Genomic DNA, 23819 nt, shown 5'->3' on the forward strand with positions numbered 1-23819 from the left:
GAAATACCCTTTCGGCGTCGACGGACGGAATAGGACGCCCCTCAGTGGTCTTGAAGCTTTCCACTACCTTCTTGCGCACCTTGCGTGAAGATCCGGTTGACGCCGAAGTCGCCAGCCACAAGCTGTTGGTCCGCGCTGGTTATATCCGCCGCGCAGCCCCGGGTATCTACACCTGGCTGCCGCTGGGCTTGAGGGTCCTTGCGCGTGTTGAAGCTATTGTGCGCGAAGAAATGAACGCCATCGGTGGCCAGGAAGTACATTTCCCAGCACTGCTGCCTCGCGAACCATACGAGCAGACCGGTCGTTGGACCGAATATGGGGATGGACTGTTCCGCCTCAAGGACCGCAAGGATGCCGACTACCTTTTGGCCCCAACCCACGAGGAAATGTTCACCTTGCTGGTCAAGGACCTGTACAACTCGTACAAGGACCTGCCGGTTTACCTGTACCAAATCCAGAACAAGTACCGCGACGAAGCACGTCCACGCGCGGGCCTGCTACGTGGACGCGAATTCATCATGAAGGATTCGTACTCCTTCAACATCGATGATGCCGGTCTGGACGAGGCCTACATGGCTCACCGTGGTGCGTACCTGAAGATCTTTGAGCGCTTGGGTCTGGAAGTTGTTCCGGTCTTCGCGCAGGCTGGCGCCATGGGTGGCTCCAAGTCCGAAGAATTCCTGCACCCAACACCGATCGGTGAGGACACTTTTGTCCGCTCGGCTGGCGGTTATGCTGCAAACGTTGAAGCCGTCACCACCGTGGTGCCTGAGGACATTGATTTCACCAATGCACCGGCATACGAAGTCATCGAAACGCCCGATACCCCAACCATCGCCACGCTGGTAGCTGCAGCCAACGAGCTGCGTCCACGTGAAGATCGTGCTTGGGAAGCCAAAGACACCCTGAAAAACGTGGTGCTGGCTGTTATTGATCCTGAAGGAAACCGCCACCTAGTTGTTCTGGGCATTCCGGGTGACCGTCAGGTCGACGAGAAGCGTTTGGAAGCAACCGTTGGTATCGCACTGGGTATCAACGGCGAAGTCGGTGTTGAGCAGGCTACTGCGCAGGATTTGAAGAGCCACCCTGAGATTGTTACTGGCTACCTCGGCCCAGCCTTGGGTCTGGATAACCAGTTGCTGGGCAAAGATACCGAAAATGCCATCCCGTACTTGGTTGATCCTCGCGTGGTTTCAGGTACTACCTGGATCACCGGCGCCAACGAGCAGGGCAAGCACGTCTTCGGTCTTGTTGCAGGCCGCGACTTCACTTTTGACGGCACCATTGAAGGCGTCAACGTACTCGAAGGCGATCCTGCTCCGGACGGCTCCGGTCCACTAAGGACCGAGCGTGGCATCGAGATGGGCCACATCTTCCAGCTGGGACGTAAGTACGCACAGGCATTGGACCTGAAGGTTCTTGACCAGAACGGCAAGCTCACGGTTGTCACCATGGGCTCCTACGGCGTCGGTGTAACCCGCGCAGTAGCCGCACTGGCCGAAACTTACCATGATGAAAACGGTCTTGCTTGGCCTAAGCAGATTGCTCCAGCCCAGGTTCACATCGTGGTCACTGGCAAGGGCGCCGAAATGCTTGAGGCTGCGGAGAAGCTGGCTAATGAGCTTGAAGCTGCCGGCCAGGAAGTCATTTTGGATGACCGTCCAAAGCTATCTGCTGGTGTGAAGTTCTCTGATGCAGAGCTCATCGGTGTGCCGACCATCGTTGTGGTTGGCCGCGGTTTGGCTGACGGAGTGGTTGAGGTCAAGGACCGCGCCACTGGTGAACGTCGCGACGTCAAGGTCGAAGATGTTGTTGCTGAGCTGACAGCCTAAAAGGCCGTACGTAAAAACTAAATAGGGGAGTAGCGCGGTGCAAGAAGTATTGGAATTCCTGTCCGTCAACGGTGAACCCGTATCCCTCTGGCCCTTGGCATTGCTGTTATTAGCTGCCTTGGGTGCTGGATGGATCGACGCGGTGGTTGGCGGTGGAGGACTGATTCAATTGCCCGCGCTACTACTTTTTCCGGGCATTACTCCGGTACAGGCGCTCGCGACTAACAAGCTTGGGTCAATTTTTGGTACCGCGACCAGTGCGGTCACGTACTATCGGCGCACCAGTCCGGATCTGAAGACCGCACTCCCTATGGCGGCTACAGCGCTGGTTGGTGCATTCGGTGGAGCGGGATTGGCAACAATTCTGCCTGCACAAGCGATCAAACCGATTATCATCGCCGCTCTAATTGCGGTGTTACTCTTTACCATCTTCAAACCGAAAGCCGGCGAACTTTCACGGCTGCGCTACACCGGACGCAAGCACTACCTGCGCGCCCTGGCGATTGGCCTCATTATCGGCGGTTATGACGGCATGGTTGGGCCCGGAACGGGCTCGTTCTTGATCATCTCCATGGTCACCGTGCTCGGTTACAACTTCCTGCAGTCTTCGGCGAAAGCAAAAATCGTTAACCTGTGCACCAATGCTGGCGCGCTACTTTTGTTCGTCCCCACCGGACACGTACTTGTTGGGCTGGGACTGGCCATGGGTGTTATGAACATGATCGGCGGATACCTCGGTGCGCGCATGGCGATTTCCAAAGGCAGCGGGTTCATCCGCATCGTATTTGTTGTTGTCGTCAGTGCGCTCATCATAAAGCTTGGATCGGACATGATCTTCGCCGGCTAGTGATGCGCCTAAAGCGCAGGGTTAGAGACTGTGTGAAGTGGAAGCTTCCACCGTTGTGTAGCCGTCCTCATGCTTAACGTGCTGTGGGGCGATTGCATGGACCACCGAGCTGGCCGGCATTTGAGCAATGCGGAAAGTTAAGAAACTTGTTGGGATTGCCGAGCGGTACAGTTGCTCGATGGTGGTCTTTTGAGGCAGGGGCTCAACAACCTGCAAAGCAGTGCAACCGATGGAGACGTACATAAACCACAGATCACCATTTGTTGGGTCAGTGGTGGCGACCAGTACTGGAGGTTGGTGGGCCGCGACCAGTGACATCACGTCGCTGAGGCTCTCTTCCGGTTGCGCAATGACAATCGGCATTCCTTGAACCCAGCCGTGAGCGCTGAGCTGAGCACGGCCCTGTCGCGAATTAATGATTTCGCTGACAAGTTCCGCAATTTTGGATCGTACAAATCGACCTGGCATTATCCATCCTCCTGTGTACGTTTTTGTAACGAGTGTCTGGATCCCCATGTAAGGCCCTCAGGTTTCGTAAATTCTCCGGAGCTTGTGCCGGTAAATACTTGAACCGTTGAACCTTGATTTCACCCTAGCCGTTTTATCCAGGAATTGCGAGAGAACGATCTTGCGAAGGACAATTCGATAATCGCGAATACGATTCCGTATAGCAGTAGGGCGGATATATCTGGTGAAATTGAAAACGATCTAAGACTCTAAAGACCGGTTGTCTTGGAAGTTTGCGCTAAGGATCCAGAGTGCTGGCCAAGGTGACCAACAATAATGTGCTGAGAGCTCCCCGCATATCTGCGTAAATTATCGTCACGGAATCATGCCACGGGTGAGCAAATATCAACGTTGTGATTATTTTGTAATAGCTATCTTCGAGGTGAACTCCACGAAAATCTAGGATGGATTCAGCTCTAATTGACGCTGGCGCCGGACACTAGGATGCGGTGCTCAGGATTGGCTTTAGCTTCGTTGTCCAGCACTTCAAAAGCAACAGCGGCGATGCGTTGGCCAGTGCCTTCATCCGAGCTGCCAGCGGCAAGAACTAACGCTTGATCAAAATCCTCGGTCGCATCTGAAACGACGTTCCCCAGATCCTTCAGGCCATCTTTGGGCAACGCGTAAGCAGGCTGGCGCAAATCTTCACACTTTGCATCTACCGCCGAACGCAAGCTTGCTAACTGCTTGCTCAGTGCAGTTCGTTTCTTCTCAATCGCGGCTGATTGCGAGGAGACACCACGGGCGGCCTGTAGCTGCAACGCATAGTCCAAGGCATAACCGCGGTCCAATGCACGAGCTACGGTGACGGACTCAAAGTTCTTTGAGTCTTTAACCTCGGCGTCAGCGTTAAGCAAATTTGGATCGGGAAGGCACGCCACTGGCTGGTTCTGATCCTGGTCGGCGACGGCACTGAGTGGCTTGGCAAGCTCCGGTGGGTTCTTTTCACCCAAGGAGTCCATCGCTTTGTTGGCATCGAGGTTGGTCTGGAACGCGATCTGAGAAAGAAGCTTTGTGCTCTGTAGCGACGGCTTCTTCAGCGCAGGCAGCGAAGCTGAAGACTTGGCCACATCTTGAGCCAATTCTTGTACGAGTTCGGGGGAGTAGGACTGCGGTAATGCAGTTGGTGTCTGCTCTTCGAACTGCAATTCGCCGAGTAAGGCAGCGCCCTGCGCCAGCGAAGCGCCTAGGTTTGCCAAAGCTTCAGCGCTGGAACCATCGGTTAGCTCGGCGAGCTTGTTGGCTCGGGCCGCGAGGTCTGCGAGCTCGCCTCCTCGAACCCACAAGGCACGTTCATCGTCCGAGGCGGACTGGACCTGTTCTGGTAGACCCTGATCAACTAAGGCCCCATGAAATATCGTGCTACCAATTCCCCAGGTGAGTGCTGCAGCAACAACACCGCCTAACACTGGTGCGATCCAGCTCGGCGCACGAGAAGCGATTTTCTTCTTGCGAGCATCGGCGTGAGGGAATTTTTCAGTCATAGCGATTCGATCATTTCACGTTCGAGCTCGAATTTAGGTCAATTCTCGTGTTGCGCACCACCACGAGAAGAAAAACTTCGTGAGTTCTTTCACCTGAGCGCGGTTGATAGTTCTCAACAAGCGAAACGCAATATACGCTTAACGGACAACATCGAATAGCGTGGGAGGATATCCATGACCGGAATACCGGCCGATACCGAACAGGAAGCGCAGCGTCTGACTGCTTTGCTTTCCAAGGAAGTAGAATCCCACGGGCTTCTCCTAGAAGAAGTAACTTTGCGCCCCTCTGGCAAGCAGATGATCGTTCAGATCATCGTTGACAAGCCAGACGGCAACGATTCGGTGATTCTTGATGAACTCGGTGAAGTAACCACCACCATCTCCAACGCTCTGGACAAAGACGCAGCTTATGCGTCGGCTGACCCTTATGAACTGGAAGTCAGCTCGCCAGGTCTTTCCCGCCCGCTGACTGCCAAGCGTCACTGGGTTCGCGCCCTAAACCGCATGGTTAAGATTTCCTTGGCCGACGGAACCAAACTGCGCGGCCGGCTGTTGGAAGTTAACGACGCTGATGTGTTGGTTGCTGAGCACCGTGAGCCAGCTAAGAAGGGTATGAAGACTAAGGTCCTAGAACCTGCCCTCCACACTTTTGAAAATATCCGTAAAGCTGTCGTCGACCCAGAACTGAACTTCGATGACGCACCACTAGACACCGTTGATTCTGAAGATTTGGAGGGCTAAGCGTGGATATTGATCTCAACGCTCTGCGTATTCTGGAAAAAGACCGCGACATCCCCATGGATGTACTGATTCCAACCATCGAGTCGGCTTTGCTGCTGGCTTACAACAAGACCGAAGGCGCAATGCCAGGCGCGCGTGCTTTTATTGAGCGCGCTACCGGTCACGTTGCCATCTTGGTGGAGGACCGCGATAACGCCGGTGTTCTGCTCGGCGAATTTGACGACACCCCACACGGCTTTGGACGCATCGCTGCTTCCACCGCTCGTCAGGTCATCATGCAGCGTTTGCGTGAAGCTGAAGATGCACAGGTTGTTGGTGAATACACCACCCGCGTAGGCACCTTGATCTCCGGCGTGATCCAGCAGGGCTACTCGGCTCACATGGTTCAGGTAAAGATTGGCGACCTGGAGGCATTGCTGCCACCAGTAGAGCAATCTCCAGGCGAGAAGTACCAGCACGGCAACCGCCTGCGCGCTTACGTCGTCTCGGCTGAACGCGGCAACAAGGGTCCAGCTGTGACCCTGTCACGTTCGCACCCAGGCATGGTTCGCTTGCTCTTCGAAATGGAAGTGCCTGAAATTGCTGACGGCACCGTTGTTGTTGAGGCACTGGCTCGTGAAGCTGGTCACCGCACCAAGATCGCTGTTCGTGCAACCAAGCCTGGCGTGAACGCCAAGGGCGCTTGCATCGGTGAAATGGGTACCCGCGTTCGTGCAGTAATGAATGAACTGAACGACGAGAAGATCGACATCGTTGACTACAACGAAGATCCAGCGAAGTTCATCGCCGCAGCACTGTCCCCATCCAAGGTCGTCTCGGTAGAGATCCTTGATGAGGCAGAGCGTCGTGCTCGCGTCGTCGTTCCAGACTCCCAGCTGTCGTTGGCTATCGGCAAGGAAGGGCAGAACGCCCGCCTGGCCGCCAAGCTGACCGGCTGGCGCATTGACATCTTGGCTGCATCCGGCGGCAAGGAGCCACAGCTCTAAAGCTGGATTGCTAAGAATTGCTAGTTAGTCGCGTGCAAGCCTAGCGTGTGTGAGCCACAACTCATGCGCGCTATGGCGTGCAAACGCGCTAGACTAGTAGATGGCTCGTACAACTAGGGAAGGTGGCGACGGCGCTCGCATGAAGCTGCATCAGCAACGCACGTGCATTGGCTGTCGAACCATTACCAGTAAAAACGAGTTACTCAGATGGGTCCTCAATGAAGGTACTCCGCTTCGTGCGGTGAGCTTGGATTTGCAGGGTTCCGCCTTCGGGCGAGGAACCTGGACCCACGGTACACAAAAGTGTGTGCGGCAAGCAGTACAGCGAAAAGCATTCGCGCGGGCCTTCCGGTCCGCCGTCGACGATTCGCAGGTAGTGCAGGAATTTACCGCATACGAAGATCAGCTGGCGGCACGTCAGCAATCTGGCAAACATGATGAAAGCGGGTCAGAAATCTGATGGCAACCCGATGAGTCGACAATGTTGAGCGCACAACGATGAACTATCAGTTCTGCGTGATCCACCGTGCGACGGAAGAATTTCACGAATTACACAGCTGATTTGCCAGACCTCCTGCATAGAAGATTTTTCTTTGAAATTGGGGTTTGAGCAGATCACATCGATACAGGAGAGATGTGGCTAAACCCCGCGTTCACGAGCTCGCTAAAGAGCTCGGAATCACTTCAAAAGAAGCACTAACCAAATTGCAGGATATGGGCGAATTTGTTCGCTCCGCATCCTCGACCGTTGAGCCTCCAGTAGCGCGCAAGTTGCGCGATGCTTTCCCAGGTTCCAACGCTGCTGCAGCCAAGCCGGCTGCAGCTAAGCCAGCAACCTCGGGCGCACCAAAGCCGGGTTCGAAGCCAGCGGCAGCTCCGGCTGCTTCTTCAGCAGCTAAGCCAGGCACCAAGCCTGCCGCTAAGCCTGCGGCAGCGACCCCAGCACCGGCAGCTCCAGCGGCGCCGGCAGCCCCAGCAGCACCGACTGCTAAGGCAACCCCGGGCGCACCACTTCCAGGTGCAGCACCAAAGCCAGCGGCCAAGTCGGGCCCAAAGCCAGGTGCTCCACGCCCAGGCAACAACCCATTCTCATCCCAGCAGGGCATGCGTTCGGGTGACTCGGGCGAACGTCGCGGCCAAAACCGCGAAGGTAGCCGCGAAGGCGGCCGTGCACCACGTCCGGGCGCTCCTCGTCCAGGCGGTCCACGCCCAGGCAACAGCCCGTTCTCTTCCCAGCAGGGTATGCGCGGCGAAGGAGGCCAGGGTGGCGCACGTCCAGCACGTGACGGCCAGCGCGGTCCACGTCCAGCCGGTCAGGGGCAGGGTGGCGGTCCACGCCCACCACGCGAAGGTCAGGGCGGTCCACGTCCGGCACGCGAGGGTCAGGGTGGACCACGTCCAGCAGGCGCAGGAACCTCCGCAACTCCACGTATGATGCCTAACCGCACTGATCGTCCAGCTCCAGCAGCTGGCGGTCGTCCAGGTGGCGCAGGTCGCGGGCGCCCAGGTGCCGGTGGCGGCGCTGGTGGCGCAGGTGGCGGTACCGGTGGCGGCTTCCGCCCAGGTGCACCACGTGGTCGCGGTGGTGTTGGCGGTGCTTTCGGTAAGGGAGGCGCCGGTCGCGGTAAGCAGCGCAAGTCCAAGCGCGCAAAGCGCCAGGAATTGGAGCAGATGAGTGTTCCAAGCCTGGGCGGTGTCAACGTACCTCGCGGTACCGGTGAGACCGAGATCCGTATGCGTCGTGGTGCCTCGATCACCGACTTCGCAGACAAGATTGGCGCAAACCCAGCAGCACTGGTGACCGTACTATTCCACCTCGGTGAAATGGCTACCTCCACCCAGTCGCTCGACGAGGCAACCTTCGAGGTCCTCGGCGAAGAGCTGGGCTACAAGGTTTCTGTCGTCTCCCCAGAGGACGAAGACAAGGAACTGCTTGAAGGCTTCGGCCTTGACCTGGAAGCCGAACTTGAGGCTGAAGGCGAAGACGAGCTTGAAGAGCGCGCCCCAGTTATCACCATCATGGGTCACGTTGACCACGGTAAGACCCGACTGCTTGATGCTATCCGTAAGTCCAACGTTATTGAGGGCGAGCACGGCGGCATCACCCAGCACATCGGTGCTTACCAGATCAACCACGAACACGAAGGTCGCACTCGTGCAATGACCTTCATCGATACCCCGGGTCACGAGGCGTTCACCGCCATGCGTGCTCGTGGTGCCGAGGTCACCGACGTGGCCGTGCTGGTTGTTGCAGCGGACGACGGCGTTATGCCACAGACCGTTGAAGCACTGAACCACGCACAGGCTGCTGGTGTGCCAATCATCGTTGCAGTGAACAAGATCGATAAGGAAGGTGCTAACCCTGACAAGGTCATGGGTCAGCTCACCGAATACGGTTTGGTTCCTGAAGAATACGGTGGCGACACCATGTTCGTGAAGGTTTCGGCATTGCAGAAGGAAGGCATCGACGAGCTGCTCGACGCTGTCTTGCTGACTTCCGATGTGCTTGAACTTCAGGCCAACCCAGACAAGTCCGCTCGTGGTGTAGCCATTGAAGCGAACTTGGATAAGGGTCGCGGTTCGGTTGTTACCGTGCTGGTTCAGTCCGGTACCTTGTGCGTTGGCGACACCATGGTTGTGGGTACCGCCCACGGCCGCGTGCGTGCAATGTTCAACGAAAACGGCGAGAACCTGGACGTGGCATTGCCATCGCGCCCGGTTCAGGTCTTGGGTATGTCTTCGGTGCCACGCGCCGGCGACGGCTTCTTGATCACCGACGATGAGCGCACCGCTCGTCAGATCGCTGACAAGCGCGAAACCGCAGAGCGTAACGCAATGCTGGCTAAGCGTCGTAAGCGCATCACCTTGGAAGACTTCGATAAGGCCGTCGCTGATGGCAAGATCGATACCTTGAACCTGATCCTTAAGGGTGACGCTTCGGGTGCTGTTGAAGCACTGGAAGATTCGCTGATGAAGATCGAGGTTGGCGACGACGTTCAGCTGCGCGTAATCCACCGCGGCGTGGGTGCTATCACCCAGAACGACGTCAACCTGGCTACCGTGGACAACGCCATCATCATTGGCTTCAACGTCCGCCCAGCCGAGCGCGTGTCTGAACTGGCTGACAAAGAAGGCGTGGATATGCGCTTCTACTCGGTCATCTACTCCGCTATCGACGACATCGAAGCAGCGCTCAAGGGCATGCTCAAGCCGGAATACGAAGAAGTTGCCCTCGGTACCGCCGAGATCCGCATGGTCTTCCGTTCCTCGAAGTTCGGCAACATTGCCGGTTCGATCATCCGCTCGGGCACCATCAAGCGTAATTCCAAGGCTCGCTTGGTACGCGATGGCAACGTGGTTGGCGACAACCTGTCGATCGAATCGCTACGTCGCGAAAAGGACGATGTCACCGAGGTCCGTGAAGGCTTCGAATGTGGTATCGGCCTGGGGTCGTTCAACGACATCAAGGACGGCGACATCATCGAGACCTTCGAGATGCGCGAAAAGCCACGCGACTAATTGCTCACCAGCAATTAGCAGTGTGACTCACTGATTCGTGGGCGTTTGACCGATAAGATTTGGTCAAGCGCCCACGAGTTTTGAACCATTAGGAGAAAACCATGGCTGATTCAGCCCGCGCCGCACGCTTGGCTAAGCGCGTGCAGGTCCTCATGGCCCAGTCGCTGCGCACCGTCATCAAAGACGAACGCATCGATAATGTCACCGTGACCGACGCCCGCGTTACCAACGACCTGCAGCACGCTACGGTGTACTACACCGTCTTTGGTGATGACGAGATGAAGAAGGATATCGCCGAAACGCTGGAAAAGCGCGGCGGTGCGCTGCGCAAGGAATTGGGCCGCAACCTGACCATCCGTCTGACCCCAACGCTGGCCTTCGTAGCCGACGAAATCCCTGAAGGTGCCTCGCACCTTGAGGAACTGCTGGCTAAGGCCCGCGAGAAGGACGCTGAAGTTGCAGCCCTTCGCGAAGGCAAAGACTTCGCAGGGGACCAGGACCCATACAAGAAGGACGAAGAGGAAGAAGAAGCTTAAGCTTCCTTGTTCTAGTCCTACTTAGTTTGATGCTCGGATCACTACGCATAATGCGTGGTGGCCCGGGCATCTGACGTTTAAACGCCAGAACCCTGGTGCTCACGTTGCTGATGAGATAGCGTGAGAAACCACTAACGGATTCGAACAAAGGTGCAAGTAGATGCCAGAATTCACCACCACCCTGATTGCCAGCACCGGGAACAATGTAGAGCTGGTCGTGCCCGATGAAATTGTTTACGGATTTGGTCGTGGCAAACGTGTACCGGTGACAGTTCAAATTAATGGCGACTACACCTACCGAACAACTATCGCCTCCATGGGCGGACAGTTTCTTGTTTCTTTTAACTCCGAGACTCGTGCAAATACCGGCAAAGGTGCGGGGGACGAAATTACCGTGAAGCTAGAGCTGGATGAAGAACCACGCACCGTGGAAATCCCTGAACCGCTGGCTGTGCTGCTCTCTGCGGAACCAGAGCTACTTGATGCGTGGAGCCAGCTGTCCTACAGCAAACAACGTGGGCACGTAGACCCGATCGTTCAAGCTAGGGGAGAAGATACCCGCACCCGCAGGGTTGAGAAAGTCATCAAGGTGCTGCGTAGCCAGTAGGCTACAGTCAGCGCCTACTGCACGGTGAATTGCAGGCGTTGCCAGCCGCTGGCGCCATTGGGCACCGGGTTGGCTTTCTCGCTGGTCTGCAACTGGCCCTGTGCGTCGTAGGCGCGTACAGTTGCCGAATGTGCGCCGGGCGTCGCATCCTTCCACACGAAGCGCCACTGTCGCCACGTATCCAAGGAGGCCTCGGCTGCCAAGTCGGCATCTTCCCATGGTCCGTCATCGATCTGCACTTGCACGCGGGAAATGCCGCGGGTCTGGGCCCAGGCGGTACCGCCCAGCACGACGTCCCCTGCGGGTACCTTGGCGAATGGGCGAGGCGTATCGATCCGGGAAGACATCTTGATAGGACCGCGTTCGGACCAACCGCGAGTCGTCCAATAGGCAGCCTTGTCCTGGAACCGGGTGACTTCCAGATCGACCACCCATTTGGTAGCAGACACGTAGCCGTACAGGCCAGGAACCACCATGCGCACCGGGAACCCGTGCTCGAATGGCAGCGGCTCTCCATTCATGCCGATCGCCAGCAAGGCCATCCGGTCATCTCTCAGAACTTCCAGCGGGGTTGAAGCACTGAAGCCGTCATGCGACGTGGACAGCACCATATCTGCGCCGGCTTGGGGAATCGCGCGTTCCAGCAGGTGGCGCAGTGGATAGCCCAGCCATTGTGCGTTGCCTACCAGGTCGCCGCCGACCGGATTCGATACGCAGGTCAGCGTCAGATAGGTTTCCACGAGCTCTTGGTCCAGCAGCTCGTCGAAGTTCATGGTGAATTCCTTCTCCACCATGCCGTGAACCCGCAAGGACCACTGTCCCGGGTCGATTTGGGGCACCGAAAGTGCGGTGTCGATACGGTAGAAATTCCGGTTCGGGGTAACGAAGCGTGGCATATCCGCTTCCTCGACCTGAACCCCTGCCGGCAGGGGTTTTGCCTTGGTACGGGGCGCAGGCAAGCGCAAGGCCTTGCGGGCAGCCTCAGCCATGTTCCGCGCAGCGGAGATCGAGCTCGAAGCGCCGGTAGCTATGGCCGAGGCGGCCAGGGCCAGGACCGAACCGAGCAGGAAGGTTCTGCGACTTGGACCCGGGGTGCTGGCGTCCTCGCCCGGAGGCGCGGCCGTGGCTGAAGCCAGCCGGTTGAGCCACTGCAAAACCCCGATGCCGGCAATCGCGCCGAGTACCGTTGGGACAATATCAAGCAGGCTGGTGGACGCACGGGTGACCACTGCGCTGGACATCACCACGGCCAAGGCAACGATGGCGGTGCAGGCAAGGGCGAAGCTTCGCTTAGCCAGCAGGCCGACTACCGCGGACAGGACCGTTGCGACGACGCCAATGGATATGAACAGCGCCAGCTTGTCATTGGTGCCGAAGGTCGCGATGGCAAAGTCCTTGAGCCATGGCGGAGTCAGGTCGATGATGGCCGAGCCCAAGGCGAAAAACGGTGACGAGGCGCTATTAAAAAATGCCGAAGCGAACTGGGCCACGGCGAACATGGCTGCTGCCGAACAGATTCCAGCCACCGCGTGGAATACGAGAACTCTGTCGTTGCGTTTCGTTGAAATGCCCACTGCCACTCACCTCATGCGTTGCGATCCATGTTCCCCTGCCGATCGCAGGGGAACAACCACTCACCATGTATTCGGAACATCCTGCGATGCGGATTGGAATCGGCTACGAGATTTTTTGCGGCTTCACAGCGACTGGACCATGATGGGATCTGTTGTCGGGGCAGGGGATCCAGCAGCTGGCTCCACAGTGATCCCGAAATGCGTGATGTCCTTCATCGGATCTGAAACCATGATCATGCCATCGGCATCGGCGCCGGCGAGCATGCCCGCAGAAACTGCCCCATCGGCCGAAATTAGCCATAGCTCATAGCCCTTGTCGCTGGACAAAGCCGGCATGCCGGAGGTGGAAACAGCCATCAGGCCCTCATCGGCCGAATAGGAAAGCGTGATACGGGCTCCGTCCTCCAGGGTCTGCGTTCTTGACTTCGCATCAGGGGCGCCCAGAATCCGCGTGAGCTCGTCTTCATGCGAGGCCATGGCGGCCATCTTGTTCTCCATCTCGCGCTGCTCGGAAGTCTGGTTGATCGCCAATCCTCCCAAGGCCACTGCTGCCAGCAGCAGCACGCCGGCGGCCAGGGCAAAGAAGCGCTGCGTGCCGCGTCCTGTTCCTGTCTGCTGGACCGGAGGTTCTGCAGCGGAACCAGGTTCCCCCGGAGCCTCGGTGGCTGGGACGGCTGCGGGGGAGCTGCCCAGGGTGGGTGCCTGGTCCGCAACGGGAGGGAGCTGCTCGGTGGTGCGGATGGCGGACATGATGTTGGCCTTCAACCGTGGCGGAGGCGCAACCGGCTGTGCCGCCAAGCCAAGCAATCCTGCAGTTTCCTGCAGTGCATCGAGTTCCTGGCGAGCCTGGGCGGAATTCGGAGACTGGTTGAGCAGGTCCTCGCGTTCTTTGTCTTCCAGGGCGTCCCGGGCGAAGCTATCGGTTCGCTCGTTTTCATGCTTGTCCATTACGCCACTCCCATCAGGTCTCGAAGTTTGCTCATTCCATCGCGTATTCGCGTTTTGGCGGTTCCCACCGGTATTTTCAGAATCTCGGCGACTTCCAGGTGGGTGTATCCGCCAAAGTAGGACAGGTGTATGGCCTCGCGCTGAGGCGCGCTGAGCCGTTGCAGTGCCTGGGAAACGCGCACGGTTTCATCGTGCAAGATGGCGTTCTCTTCCACATCATCGTAGCTGTCTTGGAAGTCCTTGATTCCAACGCGCAAATCCCGCGCTTGGCTTGCTTGGCTCGAACGCACACGGTCCACGGCTCGGCGATGGGCAATGGTCAGCAGCCAGGAAGCTGCGGTGCCGCGTGCCGGATCAAAGCGCCGGGCCTGCTGCCAGGCTTCGACGAAAACTTCTTGGGTGACTTCTTCGCTCTGTGCCCTGTCGCGAAGCACCCGCAGCACGAGTCCGAAGACTCGGGAAGCCATGGCATCGTAGAGCGATTCGAAGGCAACTTCTTGTCCCAGCGCGACCTGTTGCATCAGGGCGTCCGGCGTTTGAACGGAATCGTCTTCCATGGAGTCGAGTCTATTTGAACTCATGAATCCTAGAGTCTCACGCATCTGTGTCTGTTTCGCTGTCTGCTGTTCCGTGGCGCTTTGCGAAAGTTGCCGATGGGGGAGCACGGCCCGTTGAACCAGCGAAGGTGATGCCTGGATTTGGACTCCATGCATCACCTTCAGGCCATCGGCCTTGCAATTGCGCCGTTGCTACTTTTTGGCTGGTGGCATCAGGACGGTGTCCACCAGGTACACGGTCGCGTTGGCGGTCTGCACGCCACCGCAGATGACCGAAGCGCCATTGACTTCGAGGTCGTCGCCGCTGCCGGTGACTTCCACATCCTCGCCCTGGACGGTTGCATGGGTTCCGGGCAGATCATCCGGTGCGATCTGGCCGGGGATCACATGGTAGGTCAGGATGCTGCTCAGGGTGTCCGCGTCCTTGGCCACTGCGGCAAGGTCATCCTTGGGGATGGCGGCGAATGCGTCATCAACCGGAGCGAAGACGGTGAATTCGTCGCCATTGAGGGTGTCGACCAGGTCAACGTCCGGGTTCAGCTTTCCGGAAACTGCGGAAGTCAGCGTGGTCAACAGCGGGTTGTTGGAAGCTGCAACGGCCACTGGATCCTTGGCCATGCCTGCTACCGAACCGTCACCGGTTGGCACTGCTTCGGCGTAGGCGGCGCAGCCGCTGCCCACGAGATTGCTTGCCGGATCCATTGCAGATTCGCTGGCCATCGGCGAGCTGCTTTCCGATGCGGAGGCGGTGGGTGATTCCATGGTTTCCGAACCGGTCGAGCAGGCGCTCAGTCCCATGGCGGCGACTGCGATGAGCCCGAATGCTCCAGCGACTTTGCTGTATGTGCGCTTCATGATTTTCTCCTTGCTTCGCCGCGACTGATGTCGTCGGTCCTTTTCCTGTCCGTGCGGATCAGGTTGTCAATGAGCATTCGGGGCAGGATGCCCAACGGATTGGAATCTCTTGAAAAAATTTATTTTGCGGCCAATTCGCAGAGCCTGGAAGGACTTATCTGCAATCCGTGGCAGGAACAATCTGGGATGCGACGTGGCATCGGCCACGGTTGAACGGCAAGACGGGTGAATTTTCTGCCTAAGCCATATACTGGAAGGCGTGAGTAAAGCCGGGCAGAACACGCAAGAGCAGGCCTCGGGCCTGGTACTAGTCGACAAAGATCAAGGATTGACCTCCCACGACGTGGTTGGTCGTATCCGTAGACTCGCAGGCACCCGCAAGGTGGGCCATGCTGGCACCTTAGACCCGATGGCCACAGGTGTGCTTGTTGTCGGTGTTAACAAGGCGACCCGCTTACTCACCTACATCGTTGGTCACGATAAGACCTACACCGCCACCATCCGTCTGGGACAAAACACTGTCACCGACGATGCTGAAGGCGAAATTATCTCTCAGCGTATTGCTGCTGCGGTCACCGATGAAGATATCGAACGTGAAGTAGCAAAGCTCCGCGGTGATATTGAGCAGATACCAAGCCAAGTTTCAGCCATCAAGGTTGATGGTAAGCGCTCCTATGCACGTGTGCGAGCCGGCGAGCAGGTAGAACTCAAGGCGCGTCCGGTGACTATTTCACGCTTCGAGATTCACGAAATCCGTCGAGAAAACGGCGGCAAGATCCTTGACGTGGACGTCACCGTTTCTTGCACCTCCGGAACCTACATCCGTGCACTGGCACGCGATCTGGGCGAAGCACTCGATGTTGGTGGACACCTGACGGCGTTGCGCCGTACCGAGGTTGGCCCGTACAAGATTGATCTGACTAGCACTCTGGAACAGCTGGCAAACGAATTCACCATGCTGCCCCTTGAGAAGGCTGCCGCTGCGTTGTTCCCTAACCGTACGGTGAGCGTGGATGAAGCGATGGAGCTGTCCTTCGGGCGCACCATTGCCGCATCCCACCTGAGCATGGACATTGAGCCTGGCCAGACCGTCGCAGCCTTTGCACCCAATGGGGTGCTGGTGGCATTGCTGGAGGACAAGGGCGAAAAAGCTCGTACGGCCCTAGTCTTCACCGCTAAGTAAAGGTTGAACCGTTGTTTGCCTTGAACGGATTTTTCATCGCCGGAGTCATCGTTTGTGCACTGGCATTGCTTGTTGCTGTGGTGGCGACCATCATTCGCAAGCACCCGGATGACTGGGCTCTTATCGGCGCAGCTGCAACTGAAGTCTTCTTGATTGTTTACGGCGTTGCTGCCGCGATCAGGCAGGCCGGCGGAAACGCTGTACAGGGCGACCCGCTGGAATTCTGGGGATATCTGATCACCGCGCTGATCATGCCCCCGCTGGCATTCTTCTGGGCTGTCAGTGAAAAGAGTCGCTGGTCCAATGCGGTGTTGGGTGCCTCGGCAGCCGTCACCTTCATCATGCTGTTCCGTATGGAACAAATCTGGCACTAGGAGTAAACAACATGAGTCAGAATCCTCGTAACTCACGGATCATGCAGGCTGCACATTCTCGCAATGCCACTAAAGGTCCAAAGCCAAGCCGCTCCACTGGCCTAGGCCGAGTGATTATTGCGGTCTATGGCATCTTGGCTCTGGCGGCAACCGTTCGTGGTGCGTACCAAATCGTGAGCAAGTTTGATGAAGCGCCGGTGGCCTACACGCTGTCATTGCTTTCCGGCCTGATCTACATTGTCGCCACGTTCTCACTGTCATCTTCTAAGTCGCGCGCATGGCTTGTCTCGCTGTGGGCAGTGAGCGTTGAACTTGTTGGTGTGATCGTTGTGGGCATTTTGTCATTAACTCATCCTGAAATTTTCGCCCACCCATCGGTGTGGAGTGGTTTCGGTGAAGGCTACGGTTACATTCCGCTGGTACTGCCAATTGTTGGCTTGTGGTGGCTTTACCGTAACCGCAGTGAGCGTCTGGCCTAAAGACGTGTAAGAATTGCCTCGGTGGGTTCTCTACTCACCACAAGAATTTCTAAAGGAGCAAAGTGCACTATTGGAAGGGCTTGGACGCCGTCCCCACGGATGTGGCTCCCACTGTCGTGACCATTGGCAACTTTGATGGTGTTCATTTGGGGCACTGCGAAGTGCTCGACGCAGCAGTCACTCAAGCCAAGGCGCGCTCTGCTCAATCGGTGGCCATCACCTTTGACCCGCACCCAGCACTGGTGCATCGCCCCGAGGCTGCTCCACAGCTGATCATGGGAATCGCTGATCGGATCGATACCTTGGCCAGCGTTGGCTTGGATGCCACGCTGATGATCCATTACACCCTTGAATTTGCTGACCAAAGCGCTGAAGATTTTGTCCGCTCACTGATCGTTGAAAAGCTTCACGCTGTCGCGGTCGTGGTTGGTCATGATGTCCGCTTTGGCCGTAACAACTCCGGCGATTTCAGCTACATGCAAGAGCTGGGCAAGAAGTACAACTTCGATGTCATCGGCGTGCAAGACGTAGGGGATAAGCGTCGTTTGTCTTCGACCTGGGTTCGCGAAGAACTAGCTGCAGGCAACGTTGAAGCAGCAGCCCAGATCCTCGGCCGGCCCCACCGGATGCGCGGTGAAGTGGTCCACGGGCATGCCCGCGGACGCGAGCTGGGTTTTCCAACGGCAAACCTTGATCCTGAAGCCACCGGCATCATTCCTGCCGATGGTGTGTACGCCGGTTGGGTTATCGACGAGGCCGAGGTCCGTTGGCCAGCCGCCATTTCGGTGGGTTCCAACCCAACATTTGATGGTGTCTCCCGGGTGGTAGAAGCCCACGTGATCGACCGCCCAGATGAAGGTGTTGAAGACTTTGACCTTTATGGTCAGCAGATTGTTGTTGAGTTTATCTCACACCTGCGCCCTATGGTCGCCTACCGCGGTATCGAAGCTTTGATTGAGCAGATGACCCAGGACGTGGATCAAGCTCGCGCAGTGCTGGCCGTTGAACCGCGCTAAGTCTCATGTCTGAAATTCCATCTCTGCCACAACGTGCTTTTGTGGTCAGTGCCAAGCGTCGTGACGAATTAGCGTCAGCATTCCAGTCCGGTGCTGAGAGTTACGACAAGATCCGTCCGTCCTATCCACAGCTGGCCTTGGACTTCACCCTGCAGGACCAGCCAAAAGTGGCAGTTGATATTGGTTGTGGATCGGGGATCTTTACCGAACAACTGGTAGCACAGGGGTTGGACGTCACCGCTGTTGATCCGTCCCAAGACATGCTCTCGGTCTTGGCGAAGCGACTTCCACAGGTGGCCACGGTGTGCGCCTCGGGCGAAGCTACCAGCTTGGACGAGGACAGCGTTGATCTGGTGACCTACGCGCAAGCATGGCACTGGGTGGATCATCCCAAAGCCAGTGCTGAGGCTGCCCGTCTGCTGCATGATCACGGTTGGCTCACTTTATTGTGGAATCAACTCGACGTCTCTGTTCCGTGGGTGCACCGGCTAGCCCGCATTATGCATGCTGGAGATGTACACCGTCCCGAGCTTGAACCGCCTTTGGGTCGTGAATTCAGCAAACCTGAACACGGTATTTGGCACTGGTCGATGTCGCTGGATTTTGAAGAGATCGTTGAGCTGACTAAGTCGCGCAGCTACTACCGCAAATCTTCGCCGACAACCCAAGCCAAGGTTGAATCAAACCTACGGTGGTATTGGAACGAGCATCTGGGTCATGAACTGGGCGACAAGGTACAGGTGCCGTATCTCACCCATGCCTGGAGGTCCCGCCGGCGTGCCCGTCGGTGATATGATTGACGATGGTTCTCGCTGCAGTCCGCGGTTGCGGGTTTCCACCGTAGACGCTTCGGCGTTTGCACTGACTTATGAACGCGGTCCAACTCTAGGAGTTTGTTATGGCATTGGATGCCACTATCAAGAACGAAATCATCAAGGCTTACGCTACCCACGAGGGTGACACCGGTTCGCCTGAGGTTCAGATTGCCGTCATGTCCCGCCGTATCTTGGACCTGACCGAGCACCTGAAGATGCACAAGCATGATCACCACACCCGCCGTGGCCTTATGGCTCTGGTTGGTCGTCGTCGTCGTATGCTCGGCTACCTGAAGAACACCAACATCGAGCGTTACCGTACGCTGATCGAGCGCTTGGGCCTACGTAAGTAGTCTTTCGCACTGGTGCGAAGATCCCCGCCTTCCTTTTTGGAAGGCGGGGTTTTTTTTATGCCCGGATAACACTTGTGCGACATGTTCACTGCACGAGTGAACTGGAGATCATCATAAAAATCGACAAGCTGATTTTCTGCTGCCGCACACATACTGAACATGTCTTTCTATGACTGATACGTAGAGTCGCCCGCGCCGATACCTGCTAAAAACACGGGACTCTGTGCGACTTGTTAAACCAAATTAACGCCGTGCTGAAGGCACTATGACCCGATGTTTCCTCAGGCTATAACAGGTGCAGACATCAAGGACTTTTCCGGACATCTGATAGCGACTTTGACTTCGCGTTTCACTGAATTTCACCAGGTTTCAGAGCCCCTTTCTGACCCTTTCCAAAGGTGCTTGTATGGCTAGCAACAGCCCGCACCGGCAAAGGAAATGGAATACCAAAGATGTTCAAGACCCCGCTTACTCGACGGCAGCGCCAAGGCGCGGCAACGCTATTGCTGGCACCAGCACTTTTGCTGGCGTCATGCACAGCCTCCGCACACGGCACTGATCTGAAGAATGCAGACGGCACCGTCAATGTCCGCTACGAAGGCGCAGCCAACACCGTAACGCTCATTGAGCTGGCTGCCGGCCTCGGATATCTTGACGGCATTAAGCTGGCTCTTAAAACTTAAGCGTGGTGCAGAGTGTTCAGCACGGGCGCAGCCCTGCCGTATATAACAGTATCCGAAGGCGGTAATGCGCATGGTTCCGATAACCCCGGCCAATGCGTTTCAAGTTCTTCGCCGTCAGATTCGCTGCCTCACTCCTGGCGTTCGTCAATCTGGTTCTAACGAACACCAGCAACTCCCTGCGCCATCCGGTCAACGTCCGGAACAGCGACTTCGCCTCAACCATTGTTGTTGCTCGCACGGACTTTTCCAGCACCGCCCACCGGGATTGGAACTCATGGATATTCGTAGCTTTCAATAGTTCCCGCACATGCTCCTTGATCGCATAGATCACTCCGAGTTCCGGGTCTGATTCCAAGATCAGCTTCAACCGTTCAACCTGCTTGATCGACAAGTTCTCCAGATTGCAAGTCAATAATTTCCGGTACTTGTAAGCCGGATCAGCAGCCCGGCCACGACGATCAAAGACTTCGTGGGAGCGACGTCGGCGGACCTGGGTGATCATCAGATTCGCCCGCTGAATCACGTGGAAATGATCCACGCTAACCTTTACCTTCGGCAGATTCTCCCGCACCGCCTTGCGGAACTCCGATGACATGTCGATCGCGACGTACTGCACCCGTTGGCGCCAATACCGTGGCCGATTCTTCAGCCACCGTTTCACCGCCGTGCCGCGGCGTCCGTCCACGATATCCAGAATCTTTCCGGTATCCAGATCAGTAAACACAATCGACCACGGCTCAATCCGCACTACTTTCCCGGTCCGGCCCCGTGCGTAGCGGACTTTGCGAAACCGGTGCTCATCAATGCCGAGCCGGCGGATGAACATGCGGTCCACGTCCCCGACCAGTTCACCGATCGTGGTTAGCCGGGCCATGACCGTAGGCCAAGACACCCCATGCGCGGCAGCGACCCGGGACACTGCCCTGAGTTCGGAACTCATCTCGTCCACGAACTGTTGGGAGAGTCGTGTGGTGATCCTGGCACGGAACGGGAGTTGCTCGGTGGTTTGAACGAATGAACGGCGTTCGCAGGCCGATTCCTGGCAGGCCATACGGCGTTTGCGCACCAATACCTGCAGGTCGGTGCCGCCGACTGGCACGTCCTTCACCCGATGTATTGGTCTGGCCTGGATTCGTTGGGTGAGCACTCCACAGGTGGGGCATGCTGCTTCGGTAGCTTTGGGCTCGATGAGGGCTTGTCGTCCGTCTGCTTCGTGGGTGGCGCTGATGACGCGGTAGTCGTTGAGGTTCAACAGAATCGACGCAGCATCGATTGGCCCGGTATCCTTGAACACGGCTCGTAGTTCCTTGCTGATGTATGTCTAGACAACACTCATCTTCGCAGAGGACTGCGGGCCTTACTTCTTTTTCGGGGTCACCACGCTAAAACTTGAAGAGCCATTAAGCTGGAATGGGTCGGCAATAACTCCAGCGGTCCGCTGTCCATTCAAAACACGGCGACCGGCGAGACCGACATCGGTGGCGCATTTGCTGGCGCAGTTGTAAAGCTACAAGAAGCTGGCTCTCCGGTGACCGCGGTCGCCTCATATTACGGCTCCAATGACGATTACTTTGTTGGTTTTTATGCCGCGAAAGACAGCGGCATTAAAGAAGCCCGGGATCTGATTGGAAAGACTGTCGCGGTCAACACCCTCGGAGCTCACTCCGAAGCCGTGATCCACACCTATCTGAAAGCACAAGGATTAAGCCCGGACGAGATTGACCAAGTTCAGCTAGTCGTTCTGCCGCCGACAGATACCGAGCAAGCGGTTCGCACCCATCAGGTAGACGTCGGGGCACTCTCTGGTGCAGCCCAGGTCCATGCCGTGAAACAAGGGGATCTGCGGGAAGTCTTCCGGGACACTGAAGTTTTTGACAACTTCAATGGTGGTGAATACGTATTGCGTGACGATTTCATCGCTGAATATCCCGAAGGGGCACATGCTCTGGCAACGGGTACCGCCAAAGCGGCGAACTGGGCGTCATCGCATTCACGTGAAGAAGTGCTCAGAAAATTGACGGACATCATCGAGTCCAGAGATCGTGGCGAAGATGTTGAAGCTCTGCAGTATTTCAACGGTTATGGCGTAGGCAAGAATGCGCCGATCTCAGATGAAGACTTCAGCCGATGGTCCGAATGGTTGAAGAGCACCGGAATCGTTGACGGTGAAATAACACCCAGCGAGTACTACACCAACGAATTTAACGATCTCGCGAGCGAAGGGTAATGACCGATCATGTCGAGAATTGAAATCAAAAATCTGGGCAAGAAGTTCCAACGTACTGGCGCTAGCGACCAAAGCGCAGTCACGGCCATCGATTCACTAGATCTGTGGATTGAGGACGGCGAATTCTTCACCTTGGTGGGACCGAGCGGATGCGGTAAGTCCACCTTGTTGGACATCCTTGCTGGGTTGAGCACACCGAGCCAAGGCGAAGTTCTCGTTGACGGGCAGCCTATTTCTGGGCCTAGCCTGGAACGCTCAGTTGTCTTTCAACAATATGCGCTGTTCCCGTGGCTCACCGCAGCAGCCAATGTTCAGGTCGGCTTGGAAAGCCAAGCGCGACATGGCCAGGGCCTGAACAAGGCTGAACGCCGGATACGAGCGCACGAATACCTACGCTTGGTTGGCCTAGAAGGCGTGGAAGATAAGTACCCGCACGAACTTTCCGGAGGAATGAGACAGCGTGTAGCGATTGCGCGAGCTCTTGCCCACGAACCAAAGGTCTTGCTCATGGACGAGCCATTCGCAGCGCTGGATGCGCAAACTCGCGAACAGCTTCAAGACCTGTTGCTGGACATCTGGAAACGCACCAAGACCACCATCGTTTTTATTACCCACGGTATTGAAGAAGCGGTCTACCTAGGGCAGAAAGTGGCGGTCATGTCCGCCAGACCAGGGGAGATCAAGGAAATTGTGAACATCGATCTTCAAGATCGCCAGTCGGTAGATGACATCCGCTCAACCCAGCAGTTCGGTGAGTACCGTCATCACATCTGGTCACTGTTACATAGCCACAGTCGCCAAGACGTAGCCGCGTCGGTCGAAAAAACCTTGACTTCTTCAGGAGCCACAGCATGAGCACACTAGCATTGCCAGATCAGCAGATCAGAGTTGAAACTTCGTCCGCGCAACGAGCAGCACCAACGGGACGAGCTGGGGCAACGATAAGGAAAACGCTCTACCGTTCCGGAGCAATCATCGGGTTCTTACTGGTGTGGGAACTGATTCCACAATTTCTCCTTGAACCGGCCTCCAAGGTCTTTCTTCCACCATTGCACGAGGTACTTCAGCAATTATGGAAAATGATCGTGAGCGGAGATCTGCTGACACATATTTCCGCCAGCTTAGGACGCTCAGCCATCGGTTTCCTTCTTGCCGTGGTGATCGGTGTACCGGTGGGGCTAGTGGTGGCATGGTTCTCGCGAATCGGAGATTTTCTGAATCCGCTTCTGGAAGTATTCCGAAACACTGCGGCCCTGGCACTGTTACCGGTATTCACTCTCACTCTTGGCATTGGCGAACTCTCCAAGGTCACCATCGTGCTCTACGCAGCGTTCTTCCCGGTTCTGCTCAACACCATTCTGGGCGCACGCAGCGTAGATCCACTGCTGATTCGTGCAGGCAAAACGCTGGGACTAAACAACTTTGAGATTTTTTCAAAGGTCGTCCTACCGGCCTCTGTGCCGATTATCTTTACCGGCATTCGCATGGCAGGAACTTCTGCAGTGCTGGTTCTAATTGCTGCTGAAATGATCGGTGCAAAAGCTGGTCTTGGATATCTGATCACCAACTCGCAGGCCAGCTTCCTCATTCCAAAAATGTATGCAGCGATCTTGACCGTCGCCATTCTCGGCTTTGTTGTTAATGCAGCCCTTGTGGCATTGGAGCGACACTTTTCGCGCTGGGCTCGCGCCTAACT

Annotated in this window: 25 protein-coding genes; 18 read left to right on the forward strand and 7 right to left on the reverse strand. The window is 56.6% G+C overall.

Annotated elements, in window-relative coordinates:
- The first annotated feature begins 44 nt into the window (after window positions 1–44).
- Together ACT3RW_RS04850 and ACT3RW_RS04855 are read left to right on the forward strand one after the other, a co-directional pair.
- The gene (locus tag ACT3RW_RS04850) at window positions 45–1832 is read left to right on the forward strand and encodes a proline--tRNA ligase (protein WP_131089998.1); all 1788 of its coding nucleotides are present in this window, start codon (window positions 45–47) and stop codon (window positions 1830–1832) included.
- Between the two features lie 58 nt (window positions 1833–1890).
- Window positions 1891–2679: a sulfite exporter TauE/SafE family protein gene (locus tag ACT3RW_RS04855; RefSeq protein ID WP_444614616.1), complete on the forward strand. Its 789-nt coding sequence runs from the start codon at window positions 1891–1893 to the stop codon at window positions 2677–2679.
- A gap of 21 nt (window positions 2680–2700) precedes the next feature.
- On the opposite strand, the gene ACT3RW_RS04860 is transcribed toward ACT3RW_RS04855, so the two are convergent.
- A complete protein-coding gene (locus ACT3RW_RS04860) occupies window positions 2701–3147 on the reverse strand; it encodes a hypothetical protein (protein WP_444613008.1) in 447 nt (148 codons plus the stop codon).
- Window positions 3148–3602: 455 nt separating this feature from the next.
- Window positions 3603–4670 carry a hypothetical protein gene (locus ACT3RW_RS04865; RefSeq protein WP_444613009.1) on the reverse strand — a complete coding sequence of 356 codons (1068 nt, stop codon included), beginning with the start codon at window positions 4668–4670 and terminating at the stop codon, window positions 3603–3605.
- A 174-nt stretch (window positions 4671–4844) separates the two neighbouring features.
- Here ACT3RW_RS04865 and rimP point away from each other — a divergent pair, with 174 nt between their 5' ends.
- The 6 genes from rimP (at window position 4845) to ACT3RW_RS04895 (ending at window position 11059) form a co-directional block, all read left to right on the forward strand.
- Window positions 4845–5411 carry a ribosome maturation factor RimP gene (rimP, locus tag ACT3RW_RS04870; RefSeq protein WP_131089994.1) on the forward strand — a complete coding sequence of 189 codons (567 nt, stop codon included), beginning with the start codon at window positions 4845–4847 and terminating at the stop codon, window positions 5409–5411.
- 2 nt (window positions 5412–5413) lie between these two features.
- The gene (nusA, locus tag ACT3RW_RS04875; RefSeq protein WP_131089993.1) at window positions 5414–6397 is read left to right on the forward strand and encodes a transcription termination factor NusA; all 984 of its coding nucleotides are present in this window, start codon (window positions 5414–5416) and stop codon (window positions 6395–6397) included.
- Window positions 6398–6497: 100 nt separating this feature from the next.
- A complete protein-coding gene (locus ACT3RW_RS04880) occupies window positions 6498–6857 on the forward strand; it encodes a YlxR family protein (RefSeq protein ID WP_131089992.1) in 360 nt (119 codons plus the stop codon).
- A gap of 176 nt (window positions 6858–7033) precedes the next feature.
- On the forward strand, window positions 7034–9916 hold the full coding sequence (gene infB, locus ACT3RW_RS04885) for a translation initiation factor IF-2 (protein WP_444613010.1): 2883 nt from the start codon (window positions 7034–7036) through the stop codon (window positions 9914–9916).
- Between the two features lie 101 nt (window positions 9917–10017).
- Complete coding sequence (gene rbfA / locus ACT3RW_RS04890; protein WP_131089990.1) at window positions 10018–10452, forward strand: 30S ribosome-binding factor RbfA; 435 nt, start codon at window positions 10018–10020, stop codon at window positions 10450–10452.
- Window positions 10453–10612: 160 nt separating this feature from the next.
- A complete protein-coding gene (locus ACT3RW_RS04895; protein WP_444613011.1) occupies window positions 10613–11059 on the forward strand; it encodes a YdeI/OmpD-associated family protein in 447 nt (148 codons plus the stop codon).
- 14 nt (window positions 11060–11073) lie between these two features.
- Here ACT3RW_RS04895 and ACT3RW_RS04900 read toward each other — a convergent pair whose 3' ends face one another.
- The 4 genes from ACT3RW_RS04900 to ACT3RW_RS04915 all read right to left on the reverse strand — a co-directional run bounded on the left by ACT3RW_RS04900 (window position 11074) and on the right by ACT3RW_RS04915 (window position 14993).
- The gene (locus ACT3RW_RS04900; RefSeq protein ID WP_131090365.1) at window positions 11074–12558 is read right to left on the reverse strand and encodes a molybdopterin-dependent oxidoreductase; all 1485 of its coding nucleotides are present in this window, start codon (window positions 12556–12558) and stop codon (window positions 11074–11076) included.
- Between the two features lie 198 nt (window positions 12559–12756).
- Entirely contained in the window at window positions 12757–13581 is an 825-nt protein-coding gene (locus tag ACT3RW_RS04905; protein WP_444613012.1) for an anti-sigma factor domain-containing protein, read from the reverse strand.
- Window positions 13581–14162 carry an ECF RNA polymerase sigma factor SigK gene (gene sigK, locus ACT3RW_RS04910; protein WP_444613013.1) on the reverse strand — a complete coding sequence of 194 codons (582 nt, stop codon included), beginning with the start codon at window positions 14160–14162 and terminating at the stop codon, window positions 13581–13583. The genes ACT3RW_RS04905 and sigK overlap by 1 nt, the downstream gene beginning before the upstream one ends.
- 168 nt (window positions 14163–14330) lie before the next feature.
- Window positions 14331–14993: a fasciclin domain-containing protein gene (locus tag ACT3RW_RS04915; protein ID WP_013348387.1), complete on the reverse strand. Its 663-nt coding sequence runs from the start codon at window positions 14991–14993 to the stop codon at window positions 14331–14333.
- A gap of 259 nt (window positions 14994–15252) precedes the next feature.
- On the opposite strand from ACT3RW_RS04915, the gene truB reads away from it, so the two are divergent.
- The 7 genes from truB to ACT3RW_RS04950 all read left to right on the forward strand — a co-directional run bounded on the left by truB (window position 15253) and on the right by ACT3RW_RS04950 (window position 19896).
- Entirely contained in the window at window positions 15253–16176 is a 924-nt protein-coding gene (truB, locus tag ACT3RW_RS04920; protein WP_444613014.1) for a tRNA pseudouridine(55) synthase TruB, read from the forward strand.
- 11 nt (window positions 16177–16187) lie between these two features.
- Window positions 16188–16550: a hypothetical protein gene (locus ACT3RW_RS04925; protein ID WP_131089985.1), complete on the forward strand. Its 363-nt coding sequence runs from the start codon at window positions 16188–16190 to the stop codon at window positions 16548–16550.
- An 11-nt stretch (window positions 16551–16561) separates the two neighbouring features.
- Window positions 16562–17029 (forward strand): hypothetical protein, encoded by a 468-nt coding sequence (locus tag ACT3RW_RS04930; protein ID WP_444613015.1) that lies wholly within the window; start codon window positions 16562–16564, stop codon window positions 17027–17029.
- A 62-nt stretch (window positions 17030–17091) separates the two neighbouring features.
- On the forward strand, window positions 17092–18045 hold the full coding sequence (locus ACT3RW_RS04935) for a bifunctional riboflavin kinase/FAD synthetase (RefSeq protein WP_131089984.1): 954 nt from the start codon (window positions 17092–17094) through the stop codon (window positions 18043–18045).
- Between the two features lie 5 nt (window positions 18046–18050).
- Window positions 18051–18836: a class I SAM-dependent methyltransferase gene (locus tag ACT3RW_RS04940; protein ID WP_131089983.1), complete on the forward strand. Its 786-nt coding sequence runs from the start codon at window positions 18051–18053 to the stop codon at window positions 18834–18836.
- Between the two features lie 107 nt (window positions 18837–18943).
- A complete protein-coding gene (gene rpsO, locus ACT3RW_RS04945; RefSeq protein WP_131089982.1) occupies window positions 18944–19213 on the forward strand; it encodes a 30S ribosomal protein S15 in 270 nt (89 codons plus the stop codon).
- A 452-nt stretch (window positions 19214–19665) separates the two neighbouring features.
- Entirely contained in the window at window positions 19666–19896 is a 231-nt protein-coding gene (locus tag ACT3RW_RS04950) for a hypothetical protein (RefSeq protein WP_444613016.1), read from the forward strand.
- Window positions 19897–19912: 16 nt separating this feature from the next.
- On the opposite strand, the gene ACT3RW_RS04955 is transcribed toward ACT3RW_RS04950, so the two are convergent.
- Window positions 19913–21190, reverse strand: coding sequence for an ISL3 family transposase (locus tag ACT3RW_RS04955; protein WP_444612499.1), 1278 nt, complete (start codon window positions 21188–21190; stop codon window positions 19913–19915).
- A 150-nt stretch (window positions 21191–21340) separates the two neighbouring features.
- Between ACT3RW_RS04955 and ACT3RW_RS04960 the strand changes: the two genes are divergently transcribed.
- Genes ACT3RW_RS04960 through ACT3RW_RS04970 form a run of 3 tightly spaced genes read left to right on the forward strand, consistent with a single transcriptional unit; the run spans window position 21341 to window position 23817 of the window.
- On the forward strand, window positions 21341–22123 hold the full coding sequence (locus ACT3RW_RS04960) for an ABC transporter substrate-binding protein (protein ID WP_444614617.1): 783 nt from the start codon (window positions 21341–21343) through the stop codon (window positions 22121–22123).
- A gap of 6 nt (window positions 22124–22129) precedes the next feature.
- The gene (locus tag ACT3RW_RS04965; RefSeq protein WP_444614618.1) at window positions 22130–22978 is read left to right on the forward strand and encodes an ABC transporter ATP-binding protein; all 849 of its coding nucleotides are present in this window, start codon (window positions 22130–22132) and stop codon (window positions 22976–22978) included.
- Complete coding sequence (locus ACT3RW_RS04970) at window positions 22975–23817, forward strand: ABC transporter permease (protein ID WP_444613017.1); 843 nt, start codon at window positions 22975–22977, stop codon at window positions 23815–23817. Before ACT3RW_RS04965 ends, ACT3RW_RS04970 begins: the two co-directional genes overlap by 4 nt.
- Window positions 23818–23819 lie beyond the last annotated feature (2 nt).

The sequence above is a fragment of the Glutamicibacter sp. AOP5-A2-18 genome (assembly GCF_052446055.1).
Taxonomy (GTDB): domain Bacteria; phylum Actinomycetota; class Actinomycetes; order Actinomycetales; family Micrococcaceae; genus Glutamicibacter.